This is a genomic window from Nitrosospira multiformis, from assembly GCF_003050865.1.
Classification (GTDB): Bacteria; Pseudomonadota; Gammaproteobacteria; order Burkholderiales; family Nitrosomonadaceae; genus Nitrosospira; species Nitrosospira multiformis_E.
This window is the reverse complement of record NZ_QAOK01000001.1, coordinates 175,741-190,916: the sequence shown is the minus strand read 5'-3', so window position 1 is coordinate 190,916 and position 15,176 is coordinate 175,741. Positions and strand designations below refer to the sequence as shown.

Sequence of the window (15,176 nt, the reverse complement as noted above, 5' to 3'; positions counted from 1 at the left end):
ATTTCCTTATAACGAATGCCAAATGTCGTTTCCTGCGCTATCCAGGCAGACGCCGAGCGGTGTCTTTTCGCAGAAGCTTGTCGTGCGGATATAATTGAAAGCAGCGCGGATATCTCGACAGTCCTGGTTCAAGCAGGACTGCTGAAACAACAATACTATCATGAGAAAGGCGCATTGATTGCTCCACCGTCTGATACTGAATATGCAATGACGCTTCCTCGCTTTTACTGCCCCGTGGAGATTTTTGCGGAACAGGTCCTGGAATTGCCTTCAGCAGTTGCGCATCATGCCGCACGCGTTCTGAGACTCGAGCCAGGCGATGAAGTGGTGTTGTTCAATGGCGACGGTGGAGAATTCACGTCTGTCATTTCGCGAATCAGCAAGCAGGGTGTGGCTGTTGTAGTCGAAAGGCATGTACAGGTCGAGCGCGAATCCCCGCTCACCATTCTGCTTGCTCAAGCGGTGGGTATGGGTGAAAAGATGGACTGGATTGTGCAGAAAGCAGTCGAACTGGGCGTAACCCGAATTCAGCCTCTCATTACCAAGCAGAGCGTGGTGAGGCTCAGCGGTGAACGTGGGGAAAAACGTGTAAGCCATTTGCAAAAAGTCGTTATCTCCGCATGCGAGCAGTGTGGCAGAAACCGCGTGCCGGAAGTGCTGCCACTCGCGACTCTCGAGAACTGGCTGGGTACGCAAACCGAATCAAGCAGAACGTCCAGCGACAGTCTTTCCCCCGATGCTTGCTTCATGCTCTCGCCTTTTGCAAGAAAGGGTTTGCGGGATTTTAAGCACTCTTCAAATATCAGCTCAATCATTTTGCTCGTGGGACCCGAAGGAGGGTTTACGCGAGATGAGGAAGCGGCTGCAATGGTTGCGGGTTTTATCCCATTGCGCTTGGGTAACCGCATACTGCGGACGGAGAGTGCCGCGCTGGCGGCAGTGGGGGCAATGCAGGCGCTATGGGGTGATTATTGATCATGGATTTCGTGGCTTGGTTCCGGTCGGTAGCGCCTTATATCAACAGCTTCCGCCATAAAGTTTTCGTGGTCGCTTTCGGCGGGGAAGTCGTTGCGGACGGGAAATTCATAGAACTCGTACACGATCTCAATCTGCTTGCCAGCTTAGGCGTACGTCTGGTGCTGGTGCACGGTGCGCGCCCCCAGATCGAATCGCGCTTAAATGAACATGACTTGCAGACGACATATATCCGGGGTATGCGCGTCACCGACGCGGCTGCATTGCAGTGCGTCAAGGAATCGATAGGGCGGGTGCGTGTCGAAATCGAAGCCCTGCTGTCAATGGGTTTGCCAAATTCACCAATGGCCAACGCTGCGATTCGCGTCGCCAGCGGCAATTTTGTGACTGCACGGCCAATCGGCGTGATAGAGGGCATCGACCTGATGCATACCGGAGAAGTACGCAAGGTGGATACTTCCGCCATCCGCTCGCGGCTCGAGCAAGGTGAGTTGGCATTGCTGTCGCCACTTGGCTACTCGCCTACCGGCGAGATCTTTAATTTGACCCTGGAAAATGTCGCAGCTGAGGCTGCGATCGCCCTCAAGGCCGAGAAACTCATATTTCTGATGGATACTCAGGGGATCGAAAAGAGTGCTATTGACAGTGAACAGGCGTTGCTGCTGCGGGAACTGACGGTGGCGGAGGGCAAGAGCTTGCTTAAGGAATTTGGCAGGAAAACGGTAAAGCTTGCAGAGGATGCACAGCTTTATCTGCCTTTTGCCTTGCATGCCTGTGAACGCGGGGTATCACGTATCCACCTCATAAGCCGCCACGTGGACGGCGCTATTTTACAGGAACTGTTCACACACAGCGGCATCGGGACGATGATATCGGAAGGTCCCTTGCAAAACCTGCGGGATGCACGAATAGAGGACGTTGGTGCGATTTTGCAACTGATTGAGCCCCTCGAAGCGGATGGGACGCTGGTGCGGCGGAGCCGCGAGTTACTGGAGATGGAAATTGATCGCTTCGTGGTGATCGAGCATGACCGCATGACTGTCGGTTGTGCTGCGCTCTATCCTTTCCCGGACGACAAGGCGGGCGAGCTCGCCTGCCTTACCGTTCATCCGAACTATCGCAGTGCGGGCTGTGGAGATGCGTTGCTCAAGGCTATCGAGATGAAGGCGAGATCCCAGGGCAGTAAAAAACTGTTCGTCCTTACCACCCGGACAGCCCACTGGTTCATCGAACGCGGCTTCCTTGCAGCAGACGTCGGTCAATTACCCAAGGTGAAGCAGGGATTATACAATTATCAACGGCGTTCGAAGGTATTTGTGAAACTACTTTAATCAGCGATCAGATTCTGGCTGCTGGATCGACTATCCTGTCGTGGTAATCGAAGAATGCAGCGTACGGCAGCGCTGGTCTACTTTTGTATATTTCGGAGAAAGCAATGGCAAGAACCGTGAATTGCATCAAGCTCGGGCGGGAGCTGGAAGGTCTAGATTTTCCGCCTTATCCAGGCGAGTTGGGAAAGCGTATTTTTGAGAATGTCTCGAAAGAGGCATGGGCGGACTGGATCAAGCACCAAACCATGCTGGTCAACGAGTATCATTTGAACCTGTCGGACATCAAGGCGCGCAAATATCTGGCCGAACAGCTCGAGGCATATTTCTTCGGAAGCGGTGCGGAACAACCTCGTGGCTATGTACCTCTTGCCAAATAATGTCAGATAGCACGGCAGCTTGAAGTGATTGCATTGGATATATTCAGAGACGGCATGACCGATTCCAGAGCTTCCGGTCAATTCCTCAATCGAGAGGTTGGCCAGATTGAATTCAACCGGAGGGTGCTTGCGCAGGCCGAAAATGAGGAAACCCCGCTTCTTGAGCGCCTGAAATTTCTTTGCATTGTCAGCAGTAACCTGGACGAGTTCTTCGAGGTTCGTGTCGCGGGGATCAAGGAGCAGATCAAACTCGATACCCGCGGTTTTGATCCAGCTGGCATGCTGCCGCATCAGATATTCAGATTGGTGAGCGAACAGACGCATACGCTGGTGGCGCGGCAGTACGCGTTGCTGAATCAGCAGATTTTGCCTGGCCTTGCCAGTGAGGGGATCCATTTTCTGCGGCGCGCCACCTGGAATGACGCACAGCGCGCGTGGATCAAGTCTTACTTCTTTCGCGAAATGATGCCGGTGCTGACTCCCATCGGCCTTGACATTTCACATCCCTTTCCTCGAGTGCTTAACAAGAGTCTGAATTTTGCGGTAGAACTCGAGGGCAAGGATGCCTTCGGGCGTAATTCCGGAGTTGCCATCGTGCAGGCCCCGCGCGTGCTGCCCAGGCTGATTCAGTTGCCGGCTGAAATCAGCAGCAGCACTTATAATTTTGTATTTCTCTCTTCCATCCTGCATGCGCACGTAGGGGAATTATTCGCCGGAATGAATGTGCTCGGCTGCTATCAATTTCGCGCCACGCGTAATAGCGATCTGTTCGTGGATGAGGAAGAAGTCAAGAATCTGCGCATTGCGCTACAGGGTGAACTGCCGCAGCGCCACTTCGGCAATGCCGTGAGGCTGGAAGTGGCGGACAATTGCCCCCTGCATATGTCAGCCTTTCTGCTGGAGCAGCTCGGTCTTGCCCAGGAGGATTTCTATCAGGTAGAGGGGCCCGTGAATCTGGCGCGGATGATGCACGTCTTCGAACGCATAGACCGGCCCGATCTGAGATATCTGTCTTTCATCCCGGGTTTGCCGCTGACGCTGCAAAAGAAAAAAGCGTCTGACATTTTTCAGTTGATTCGCAAGAACGATATCCTGTTACACCATCCCTACCAGTCGTTCCAGCCGGTAATTCATTTTCTCCAGCAGGCTGCAACCGATCCGGATGTGGTCGCCATCAAGCAGACCGTATATCGTACCGGTGCCGATTCCCAAGTCATGGCCGCGCTTATCGCCGCTGCGAGCAGGGGAAAAGAGGTCACTGTGGTGGTGGAGCTGCTGGCCCGGTTTGATGAAGAGGCCAATATCAACTGGGCCAGCCGACTGGAGAATGTGGGAGCGCATGTGGTTTATGGAGTGGTAGGCCATAAGACCCACGCAAAGATGGCAATGATAGTGCGGCGTGAGGAAGGCAGCCTTCGGCGTTACGTTCATGTCGGCACCGGGAATTATCACGCCAGCACGGCCCGGCTTTATACCGATTTCGGCTTGTTCAGCTGCCAAGAGGATTTCTGTGCTGATGTGAATGAAGTTTTCACGCAGCTTACGGGACTGGGCAAGGCGGGAAAACTCAAATATCTCTGGCAATCTCCTTTCAGTTTCCATAGCCAGATGATCGCATCCATTGAAAACGAAGCGCAGAATGCGAAAGCAGGAAAGCCTGCCCGAATTATCGCAAAGATGAACGCATTGCTGGAACCGGGAGTCATCAAGGCACTCTATGCCGCTTCCGAGGCAGGCGTAAAGATCGATCTCATTGTTCGCGGGGTGTGCGCTTTGCGGCCGGGCATCAAAGGGCTTTCAGAAAACATTCGGGTACGTTCCATTATCGGCCGCTTTCTCGAACACAGCCGGATTTTCTATTTTCGCAATGGCGGCGCTTACGATATCTACCTTTCCAGTGCCGACTGGATGGATCGAAACTTTTTTCGAAGGATCGAGATCTGCTTTCCGGTTCTGGAGCCAAAGCTGAAAAAGCGTGTGCTCGAAGAAGGCCTGTATGTATTTCTGAAGGACAATCGCCAGGCCTGGGAAATGGACAGCGACGGCCGTTATCATTTGAAGCATCCCGGCCAGAGCAAGAAGCGAAGCGCTCAGGAGACGCTACTGATGAAACTGGCCGCCGCGCAATAGAGGCGGCAGCCCTCAGAGGCATGGCGTTTCACCCGGTAGCGAGTAGTCGTCCAGGCAATAGTCGGAAAAGAATCGTGCCGCTCGAAATCGAACTCAAATTAAGATTGTCACCCGAGGATGCCGCTCGGCTTCGACATGATCCGTTGCTGGCATCCCTTACCGTTTCCCGCCCTGTTACGCGGAAACTTTTCACCACCTATTACGACACGCCTGATCTGTATCTCCAGAAGCATCAGATGGCGCTCCGGTTGCGGCATATCGGAAAAAAATGGATACAGTCCATCAAAGGAGGGGGGGATGCTGCCCTGGGATTGCACCAGCATCATGAATGGGAGTCCATGGTGCCGACAGGACAGCCCGATTTCACCCGAATATCCGAGCCTGCGCTTCCCGGCCTGTTCGACAATATTGAACTGCACGGCCAATTGCTTGCCCTGTTTACCACCGACTTCAAGCGCAGCACACGCATGTTGCGGCTGGTGGACGGAAGCGAGATCGAATTTTCTCTGGATCAGGGAGTAATCAGAACGCCGGCTGATTTTACCAGGGAGATTTGCGAAATCGAACTGGAACTCAAATCGGGAAATGTGCAGGCGTTATACCAGTTCGCACTGGATATACTGCACACCATTCCTTTCAGGTTGGAAAACGCAAGCAAAGCCGAGCGTGGCTATAGGCTCGCTGTCGACTCCAAACCCGCCCCCGTCAAGGCAGTACCTGTTCGACTCGAGACGGAAATGAATCTGTGTGAAGCATTCAAGGCGATCGCATGGAATTGCCTTAATCATCTGCAGGGCAACGAGGCAGGCATGCTGCAAAGCGAGGATCCGGAGTATCTGCATCAGATGCGCGTGGCATTACGCAGGGTGCGTACGGTGCGCCGTGTTTTTGCCCGGGCATTCGATGCAACTGCGTTTGCTTCTGCAACCCCGGACTTGAAAGGGCTGTCGCGTTCCCTCGGCGCGGCGCGGGACTGGGATGTATTCATGTCGGAAGCATTAAGCGAAGTGAGGAACTACTTTCATGAACATGCCGGTATCTCCGCCTTGTGGGAAGAATGCGAGCAGATGCGGCGAAACCGTAATGATGCGGCGCGTGAGGCGGTAGGATCTACCCGCTATACGGAAGCGATGCTGAGGCTCGGCGCCTGGCTGAACGCGGAGACATGGCTTCCGGCACCTGGTCCGCAGGAGAGTGAATCGCGAAAGGCCCCGCTGGAATGGTCAGTGAAGAAATTCGCAGATAACGCGCTGTCGCACGGACACAAGAAATTGAAAAAGTATCACAAAAGGGTGGATGGGGAGGGTACAGAAGGAGTGCATGCCCTGCGCATTGCGGTAAAAGAACAGCGCTATACCGCTGAGTTTTTCTCAGACCTGTACCGCCGAAAAAAGGTGAAGCGCTACATCAAGTCTCTGGCCGTATTGCAGGAAACGCTGGGCGCGGTAATTGACACTGCCGTGACCGGACGATTGCTGAATCAAGTCGGCATGATAGGGGACAAAGGCGGGAAAGGCGGGAAAGGCGGCGAGTGCGAAGGAAAAGGTATTGTTCTCGGTTGGATCGCCCAGCGTGGGCTGACGAAAAGAAATGAGTTTGATGAGGTCTGGGGGGATTTCGAGAAAAAGAGGGTGTTCTGGCAGCCGCCCGCGGGCCTGCCGGGGTAGTGATTGCCAGTGCAAGATCGGGGCCAGCCAGCAGCTCTGGAAGTTCGAGCAATTCGACCGGGCACTTTAGCCTCCGGTAATAAAAAGGCGAACCGTATCGGCTCGCCTTTTATCCCGTTCGAATTCCAGTTGCTTATAAAACCAGCACTGACGGTTGAACTGGTGGACCTGTCAGTTTACCTGATTACTTGATGACAGCCTTCAATTCCCCCTTCGCGTATTTGCCTGCCATGTTGTCCAGGGCGATAGGTTTGATTTTGGCCGCCTGCCCTGCACAGCCAAATGCTTCAAAGCGCGCCTTGCAAATGTCCTTGGCTGCGGCAGTCGCGTCCTTGAGATATTTACGCGGGTCGAATTCGCTCTTGTTCTTAGCAAGATGGCGACGTATCGCACCGCTCATCGCCAACCGGATATCGGTATCGATATTGACCTTGCGTACGCCGTATTTGATGCCTTCCTGGATTTCCTCGACCGGAACGCCATAGGTTTCTTTCATCTCTCCACCATATTCACGGATGATGTCGAGCCAATCCTGCGGCACGGAACTGGAGCCATGCATCACCAGATGGGTATTGGGAATGCGCGCATGAATCTCCTTTATACGCTCGATGGCGAGAATATCTCCAGTTGGCTTGCGCGTAAACTTGTACGCGCCATGAGAGGTGCCGATGGCGATTGCCAGCGCATCCACGCCCGTTTGCTTGACGAAGTCAGCTGCCTGCTCCGGATCGGTCAGCAGTTGATCATGAGACAGCTTGCCTTCGGCGCCATGACCATCTTCCGCTTCACCCATGCCCGATTCCAGGGAACCGAGACACCCGAGTTCACCCTCGACGGAAACACCCACTGCATGTGCCATTTCCACTACCTTGCCTGTAACTTCAACGTTGTATTCATAGGAAGAGGGCGTTTTCGCATCCGCTTCCAGGGATCCATCCATCATGACGCTGGAAAAACCGCTGCGAATGGCATTGATGCAAACCGCTGGCGAAGCTCCGTGGTCCTGGTGCATGACGATGGGAATGTGCGGATATGCCTCTACGGCCGCAGCAATGAGATGGCGCAGAAAAGGCTCGCCAGCATATTTGCGCGCGCCTGCTGAACCCTGCATGATCACCGGGCTGTCGCATTCATCCGCAGCCTGCATGATGGCATGAATCTGCTCGAGGTTGTTGACGTTGAAAGCGGGTAGGCCATAGCCATTTTCTGCCGCGTGATCCAAAAGTTGACGCAATGATACGAGTGCCATTAGAACCTCCTCAAAGTTAGAATCAGTATATGGTAAAACCGGAACATGCGAATCACAGGCAGCGAAAAGCCCTAAGTGGCAATACTTGCAACGTGCTCAGGATTCCACCTTCCGTTCCTGCTTCCTGTGCTCGCCGACCTTCACTATTTTCATGGTATTGGTGCCGCCTGCCTTGCCCACCGGTTCACCGATGGTCATGATGATCAGGTCGCCGTTGCGCACCGCGCCACGCCTGAGCAACTCGTTTTCGGCGTGATTCAGGATGATTTCGGGGTCGTTCGAACCTCCGCCGAACTTGACCGGATACACGCCGCGAAATAACGTCATCTTGCGCCGTGTATCCTCCTGCGGACTCAACGCGAATATGGGCACGGTGGAACTCCTGCGCGACATCAGCAACACGGTCCTGCCGCTTTGCGTAAGCGCCGCAATAGCTCTGATCTTCAATCCCCCTGCGGTGAACATGGTCGCACGGGCAATTGCTTCTTCGATATTATCGGGCAGGCCGCCCTGCAGCCGTCGATTTTCACTGCTTACCAGGTATTCCTTTTCCGCCTCCAAGCATACCCTTGCCATTGCCGCAACTGCTTCAACGGGATATTGCCCGGTGGCGGATTCCGCTGACAGCATCACCGCATCAGTGCCATCCAGTACCGCATTTGCTACATCCGATACCTCCGCGCGGGTGGGGATGGGACTGCTGACCATGGACTCCATCATCTGGGTGGCGGTTACCACCAGTTTGTTCCTGGTTCGGGCAGTGCGGATCATCCGTTTTTGCAACGCCGGCACCACTGCATCGCCTACCTCTACCGCAAGGTCTCCACGCGCAACCATGATTGCATCGGAGGCCTCCAGAATATCGTCCAGCGCCAGGATGGCTTCCGATCGTTCGATCTTCGCCATCAATAAACTTTTCCCGCCCGCCTCGCGCATTACATCGCGCGCCCAGCGCATATCCTCCCCAGAACGGGGAAACGATACCGCCAGATAATCGGCTTTAAGCGCTGCGGCCGTCCGGATATCTTCCACATCCTTGCCGGTGAGGGCAGGCGCACTCAGACCCCCGCCTTTCCGGTTGATTCCCTTGTTGTTGGACAGTATTCCACCCTGTTCAACCACGCAATAAACCTGGCTTCCCTTGACTTCGGAAACGCCGAGCACGATGCGCCCATCATCCAGGATTAGCGTTGCACCGGTCTCGACATCGCTGGGCAATTCCTTGTAATCCAGACCCACCCGTTCCTGGTTTCCAAGCTCGCATTCGGCGTCGAGTATGAATTGATCGCCCGTTTTCAGCAGAATTTTATTATTTTCAAATTTGCCGATTCGAATCTTGGGCCCCTGCAGGTCCGCCAGCACACCCACCGCGTGACCGGCAGCGCGTGCCAGGGAGCGCGCCAACTCGGCACCTTCGATATGCTCTTCCCTGGTCCCATGGGAAAAGTTGATACGGACTACATCAACGCCGGCGTTTATCATCCGCTCCAGCACCTTTGCATCTCGGGATGCGGGACCAAGTGTTGCTACGATCTTTGTTCTTCGAATCATTCTGATGAGGGCACGCGTTGAATCGGCGTATCAATCCGCATATTTCGCTATCTGGGCCTATCTGCTGCCGGCTGCGCGCTGTTCGAGTATTTCCACGGCAGGCAGTTTCTTGCCTTCCAGAAATTCCAGAAAGGCCCCACCCGCAGTGGAAATGTAAGAAACCTTGTCATAAATATCGTATTTCTGGATAGCGGCAATGGTGTCTCCTCCCCCTGCCAGGGTAAAGGCGTCGGTATCGGCGATAGCCATGGCGATGGTTTTGGTGCCTTCACCGAACTGATCGAACTCGAACACTCCGACAGGGCCATTCCATACTACGGTACCGGCTTTCATGATGATGTCCGACAACTCGCGGGCGCTCTTCGGACCGATATCGAATATCATATCGTCATCCGTTACCGCACCTGCATCCTTCAATACCGCCGGTTCACTGGCGTCGAATTTTTTCCCGACAACAACGTCAACGGCAATTGGAATGGTCGCATTCCGCTTTGCCATTTTTTCCATGAGCATTTTGGCGGTGGGAACCAGGTCGTCTTCACACAGGGATTTTCCAATGTTCTTTCCCGCCGCCTTGAGGAAGGTATTGGCGATGCCGCCACCCACCACCAGTTGATCCACTTTTTCTGACAGGGATTCCAGGACGGTCAGTTTTGTCGAGACCTTCGAGCCTCCGACGATTGCCACCATGGGACGGGCTGGATCCAACAACGCCTTGGTCAGCGCATCCAGCTCTTCTGTAAGCAGAATGCCAGCGCAGGCAACAGGAGCGTATCTGGCAATGCCATAGGTCGACGCTTCGGCACGGTGCGCTGTGCCAAAAGCATCCATCACAAATACGTCGCACAGCCTTGCATATTTCTGCGCCGTTTCATCTACGTTTTTCTTTTCCCCCTTATTGAAGCGGCAATTTTCGAGGATGACCAGTTCGCCTTCGGCAACGTCGAAGTTGCCGTCCACCCAGTCCTTGACCAGGCGCACGGACTTGCCGAGACGTTCGGAAATATTGTCGGCTACCGGCTTGAGCGAGTTTTCTTCTGACCATACGCCTTCTTCCGGTCGTCCTAGATGGGAGGTAACCATCACTTTTCCGCCTTGCTTCAGACAGTAGTCGATGGTGCCCATGGAGGCGCTTATGCGTGCGTCGGAGGTAACTTTGCCATCTTTCACGGGCACATTGAGGTCGGCGCGGATGAACACGCGCTTGCCTTTCAGATCAAGGTCGGTGACTCTAATGACAGACACTGGAGACTCCAAGTTTTAAGACATAAGGAAGTTTGGGATTCCTTATGATGAATTGAAGAGAAGGACGGGGATCAGGGGGAAGAAAAACGATCCCGGGTTTCTTCCCCTTGTGACGAATTCGTCCTCTGCTACTTGCTGGCCACAACGCGGACCATCTCCAGAATCTTGCTGGAGTAGCCCCACTCGTTGTCGTACCAGGAAACCACTTTTACAAAATTGCCATCCAGAGCCATTCCCGCTTCCGCATCGAAGATCGAGGTTGCGCTTTCGCCCCGAAAATCGGTGGAAACAACCTTCTGGTCCGTATAGGCCAGCACACCTTTCATTGATCCCTCGGACGCCTTCTTCATGGCATCGCAGATCTCTTCGTAGCTGGCTTCCTTCTCCAGTTCAACGGTAAGATCCACCACGGAAACATCAGAGGTCGGAACGCGAAAAGCCATGCCGGTGAGCTTCGTATTGAGTTCGGGGATAACCTTGCCAACGGCTTTTGCCGCACCGGTAGAGGAGGGAATGATGTTTTCCAGAATACCCCGGCCACCGCGCCAATCCTTGTTGGAAGGACCATCCACCGTCTTCTGGGTTGCGGTGGCGGCGTGAACCGTCGTCATCAGGCCGCGTTTGACGCCAAAGGTGTCGTTCAATACCTTTGCAACGGGAGCGAGGCAGTTCGTGGTGCAGGAGGCATTGGAAATAATCGCCTGACCGTCATACGTATCGTTATTCACTCCATATACGAACATGGGTGTATCGTCTTTCGACGGCGCAGACATGATGACTTTCTTGGCACCCGCGGCAATATGTTTCTGACAGCTTTCCTTGGTGAGGAAGAGGCCGGTTGACTCAACCACGACTTCAGCACCGACTTCTCCCCATTTCAGCTCAGCCGGGTCTTTAATCGCCGTCAGCCGTATCTTTTTGCCATTGACAATGAGCGTACTGTCTTCGATCGAAACATCCCCCTTGAAACGGCCATGCACGGAATCATGCTGCAGCATATAGGCGAGGTAGTCGGGCTCAAGCAGATCATTGATGGCAACGACTTCAATATCCGGAAAATTCTGGACTGCCGCGCGGAAAACCATTCGCCCGATACGGCCAAATCCATTGATACCGACCTTGATTGTCATGTTTTACACTCCTTGGATAAAAAAAGAACTCCGGACGCGGAGAAAATTTCCTCCGCGTTTCGGCTGGCAACTGGTCAGAATTAAATGACGCTGTTTACCGCCTTTACCACATTCTCAACGGTGAAGCCGAAGTGCTTGAACAGCTCTCCAGCCGGCGCGGACTCGCCGAAGGTATCGATACCGACTACTGCTCCCTCCAGGCCTACATACTTGCGCCAGTAATCCGTCACGCCTGCTTCCACCGCCACGCGCCCTATACCCTTGGGCAGCACGCTGTTTTTATAATCGATATCCTGACGGTCGAATACGTTTGTGCAGGGCATCGAAACGACGCGCACATGAATTCCCGTTTCGGCCAGCGCTTTTTGCGCCATCATCGCCAGGCCGATTTCCGAACCTGTGGCAATGATGACTGCCCGCGGTTGGTTGTCAGACGCTTCCGACAGGATATAGCCGCCCTTGTCGATCAGCTTGATCGTGTTCGCATCGCGTTTCTGAAAGGGAAGGTTCTGGCGGCTGAAAATCAATGTAGAGGGCCCGTCCTTGCGATCGATTGCCCGTGCCCAGGCAACGGTCGATTCGACCGTATCGCACGGGCGCCATACATCCATGTTGGGGATGTAGCGTAATGTCGCCGTCTGCTCCACCGGTTGGTGCGTAGGTCCATCTTCGCCCAGGCCGATCGAATCATGGGTGAATACGAACAGGCACCGTATTTTCATCAGAGCAGCCATGCGCAGCGCATTCCGCGCATATTCGGAGAACATGAGGAAGGTGGCGCCGTAAGGAATGATTCCTCCATGCAGCGCCAGTCCGTTCATGATGGCGCTCATGCCGAATTCGCGCACGCCGTAATATACGTAGTTGCCGCCATCCTGCCGGGCGATGCCTTTTGAACCCGACCAGAGGGTAAGATTCGATCCGGCCAGATCTGCCGAACCGCCGACCAGTTCCGGCAACTTGGGCGCCAGTCCTTCAATCGCATTCTGCGATGCCTTGCGGCTTGCAATGGTTTCTTCCTTCGCATGAACACGCGCGACCAGCGCATCCACGTGCTCCTGCCATCCCTCCGGCAGTTCGCCTGCCATCCGCCGGCTGAACTCGGCCGCCTCAGCCGGGTATTTCGCAGCGTACTCCGCAAACTTGTGATTCCAGCCGTCTTCCAGTCTTTGCCCTTTTGCGCGCGCATCCCAGGTCTGGTAGACATCCTCGGGGATTTCGAATGGCAGGTGATTCCAGCCGATGTGCGGACGCGCGGCAGCTATTTCCAGGTCGCCCAGTGCTGCGCCATGCACCTCGTGAGTATTTGCCTTGTTGGGTGAGCCCATCCCGATCACGGTCTTGCAGCAGATCATGGAAGGTTTGTCCACCGCCTGCTTGGCCGCCTCGATGGCGGCTTCTACCGCTACCGGGTCATGTCCGTTGACATTCGGCACAACATGCCAGCCATAGGCTTCGAAGCGTTTGGGCGTGTCGTCTGTGAACCAGCCCTCCACATGTCCATCGATGGAAATACCGTTGTCGTCGTAAAAACAGATCAGCTTGCCCAGTCCCAATGTGCCTGCAAGCGAGCAGGCTTCATGGGAAATACCTTCCATCAGACAGCCATCGCCCAGGAATACGTAGGTATGGTGATTGACGATATCGAAGCCGGGACGGTTGAATTCCGAGGCAAGTATTTTCTCTGCCAGAGCCATTCCCACAGCATTGGTGATCCCCTGGCCCAGCGGACCTGTGGTCGTCTCGACGCCCGGTGTATAACCATATTCCGGATGGCCGGGAGTCCTGGAATGAAGCTGACGGAAGCGCTTGATTTCCTCCATCGGCAAATCGTAGCCCGTGAGGTGCAGCAGGGCGTAAATGAGCATGGATCCATGCCCATTGGACAAAACGAAGCGGTCACGGTCGGCCCACTTTGGATTTGCCGGATTATGGCGTAGGTGGTGTATCCACAATACCTCAGCGATCTCAGCCATGCCCATAGGCATTCCCGGATGCCCCGAGTTGGCTTTTTGCACGGCATCCATCGCCAGTGCACGAATGGCGCTGGTCAGGTTCTTGAATACCGGCGCTTCAAAATCTCGAAATGTTCCCATGAACATGAACTCCTAGCTCAACAATTTATACGCACACAAAAACACCGCTCAAGTAGCGGTGCGGGTCGGCAAAACCATCATTATCGCTTAAGATAGGATGTCAGACAATATGACAAGTCCGATTGTAGAGAATGGATCTCAATTGCCGCGCAGTCTGATACCGAGCAGCTTGAGCTTGCGGTACAAATGGGTGCGCTCCAGGCCGGCGCGTTCCGCCACTCGGGTCATATTGCCATTTTCCTGCTCGATAAGCTGTTCAAAATACGTTTTTTCGAACATGTCCCGCGCTTCACGTAACGGTATGTCGAGTGGGATGCCTCCCACTGCCTGTGAAGGCGAGGAAGGGGTCAGCATCTGCTTTACGTCTTCTGCCGATATTTCATCGCTGGTGCAGGTCAGGGCGAGGGTATGCACTGCGCCTGTCAATTGTGCGAGATTTCCCGGCCAGTCGTGATTTCGCAGGCAGTTGAGAGCAGCGGTGCTGAACTGTCGCAACGGGACGTCTCCCGATTCGATGTAACGCGAGAGTATCTGGGTCGCGAGATCGGGAATATCTTCCCGATGCTCCCTCAATGCGGGCACGTTAATGCAAAGTCCGCTCAGCATCTCATACAGCCTTGGGTCGTAGACCCCTTGGGCCGCCAGGCTGGCAAGCGGCATGGAGGTCACGCATACGAGCCGGACACTGTATCTTTCCAGCTTGCCCAGCAGCAGCAGCAGTCCTTTTTGCGCCAGTTTGTTGAGCTCGCCGATCTCCTTGAGAAAAAGCAACCCTCCTTTTGCCTGTTCAAGTAACTCAAACGGAGCATTCGATAGGGCGGCGAGGGTATCGGGTTCTACCCACGGTGTATTCGGCTGGTGCAGAAAGCGGGCACACAGATCCACGCCAGTCCCCGGTTCACTTATGAGCAGCACCGGTGTCGGGAGGCTGGCAACCTGTTCCAGTCGTCTTTTCAGGTCTGTAATCAGCGCACCACGTCCCAGGCTCGCCAGGGGAAGCGTCATGCGTGGCTTGGCTTGTCCACTGCGCAATGCGCGACCGACTGTGCTCAGCAGTTTTTGCAGCGGTACCGGTTTTTCGAGATAGGCCGCTGCCCCCATACGCGTGGCTTCTACCGCGGTGTCGATTGTGCCATGCCCTGACATCATTACAACGGGCATGGTGAGAAGTCCGCTGCTGACCCATTCTTTCAGCAAGGTAATGCCGTCAGTATCCGGCATCCAGATATCCAGCAATACCAGATCAGGACGAGCCTGTTTCCGCCAAGCGCGCGCCTGTGCGGCGTTTTCCGCCAGGGCGACGCGATAACCTTCATCGCGCAGGATTTCGGACAAAAGCTCGCGGATGCCGATTTCATCGTCGACGATCAGTATCGTATTGTTGCTCATAATTCCAGGAATGGATTTGCTTGCCACGGAAATGAA

At 54.5% G+C, this 15,176-nt stretch carries 11 protein-coding genes; 5 read left to right on the top strand and 6 right to left on the bottom strand.

Annotation, left to right across the window (positions count from 1 at the left end):
• Positions 1-15: 15 nt before the first annotated feature.
• The 5 genes from C8R21_RS00810 (at position 16) to C8R21_RS00790 (ending at position 6,480) form a co-directional block, all read left to right on the top strand.
• On the top strand, positions 16-975 hold the full coding sequence (locus C8R21_RS00810) for a 16S rRNA (uracil(1498)-N(3))-methyltransferase (RefSeq protein WP_308811365.1): 960 nt from the start codon (positions 16-18) through the stop codon (positions 973-975).
• Between the two features lie 2 nt (positions 976-977).
• Complete coding sequence (argA, locus tag C8R21_RS00805) at positions 978-2,306, top strand: amino-acid N-acetyltransferase (protein WP_107760986.1); 1,329 nt, start codon at positions 978-980, stop codon at positions 2,304-2,306.
• Between the two features lie 104 nt (positions 2,307-2,410).
• Positions 2,411-2,683: an oxidative damage protection protein gene (locus C8R21_RS00800; RefSeq protein ID WP_074972602.1), complete on the top strand. Its 273-nt coding sequence runs from the start codon at positions 2,411-2,413 to the stop codon at positions 2,681-2,683.
• 54 nt (positions 2,684-2,737) lie between these two features.
• Entirely contained in the window at positions 2,738-4,813 is a 2,076-nt protein-coding gene (gene ppk1 / locus C8R21_RS00795; RefSeq protein ID WP_107761076.1) for a polyphosphate kinase 1, read from the top strand.
• A 74-nt stretch (positions 4,814-4,887) separates the two neighbouring features.
• Positions 4,888-6,480 carry a CYTH and CHAD domain-containing protein gene (locus C8R21_RS00790; protein ID WP_219906583.1) on the top strand — a complete coding sequence of 531 codons (1,593 nt, stop codon included), beginning with the start codon at positions 4,888-4,890 and terminating at the stop codon, positions 6,478-6,480.
• Positions 6,481-6,664: 184 nt separating this feature from the next.
• Here the strand turns inward: C8R21_RS00790 and fba are convergent, their stop codons facing one another.
• From fba to C8R21_RS00760, 6 genes are all read right to left on the bottom strand, one after another.
• Positions 6,665-7,729 carry a class II fructose-bisphosphate aldolase gene (gene fba, locus C8R21_RS00785; protein WP_074972599.1) on the bottom strand — a complete coding sequence of 355 codons (1,065 nt, stop codon included), beginning with the start codon at positions 7,727-7,729 and terminating at the stop codon, positions 6,665-6,667.
• Positions 7,730-7,825: 96 nt separating this feature from the next.
• Complete coding sequence (gene pyk / locus C8R21_RS00780) at positions 7,826-9,280, bottom strand: pyruvate kinase (protein ID WP_074972597.1); 1,455 nt, start codon at positions 9,278-9,280, stop codon at positions 7,826-7,828.
• A 57-nt stretch (positions 9,281-9,337) separates the two neighbouring features.
• The gene (locus tag C8R21_RS00775; RefSeq protein ID WP_074972595.1) at positions 9,338-10,525 is read right to left on the bottom strand and encodes a phosphoglycerate kinase; all 1,188 of its coding nucleotides are present in this window, start codon (positions 10,523-10,525) and stop codon (positions 9,338-9,340) included.
• Between the two features lie 128 nt (positions 10,526-10,653).
• A complete protein-coding gene (gap, locus tag C8R21_RS00770; protein ID WP_074972593.1) occupies positions 10,654-11,655 on the bottom strand; it encodes a type I glyceraldehyde-3-phosphate dehydrogenase in 1,002 nt (333 codons plus the stop codon).
• A gap of 80 nt (positions 11,656-11,735) precedes the next feature.
• Positions 11,736-13,751 (bottom strand): transketolase, encoded by a 2,016-nt coding sequence (gene tkt, locus C8R21_RS00765; RefSeq protein ID WP_107761075.1) that lies wholly within the window; start codon positions 13,749-13,751, stop codon positions 11,736-11,738.
• A gap of 138 nt (positions 13,752-13,889) precedes the next feature.
• The gene (locus tag C8R21_RS00760; RefSeq protein ID WP_074972724.1) at positions 13,890-15,140 is read right to left on the bottom strand and encodes a sigma-54-dependent transcriptional regulator; all 1,251 of its coding nucleotides are present in this window, start codon (positions 15,138-15,140) and stop codon (positions 13,890-13,892) included.
• Positions 15,141-15,176: the final 36 nt, after the last annotated feature.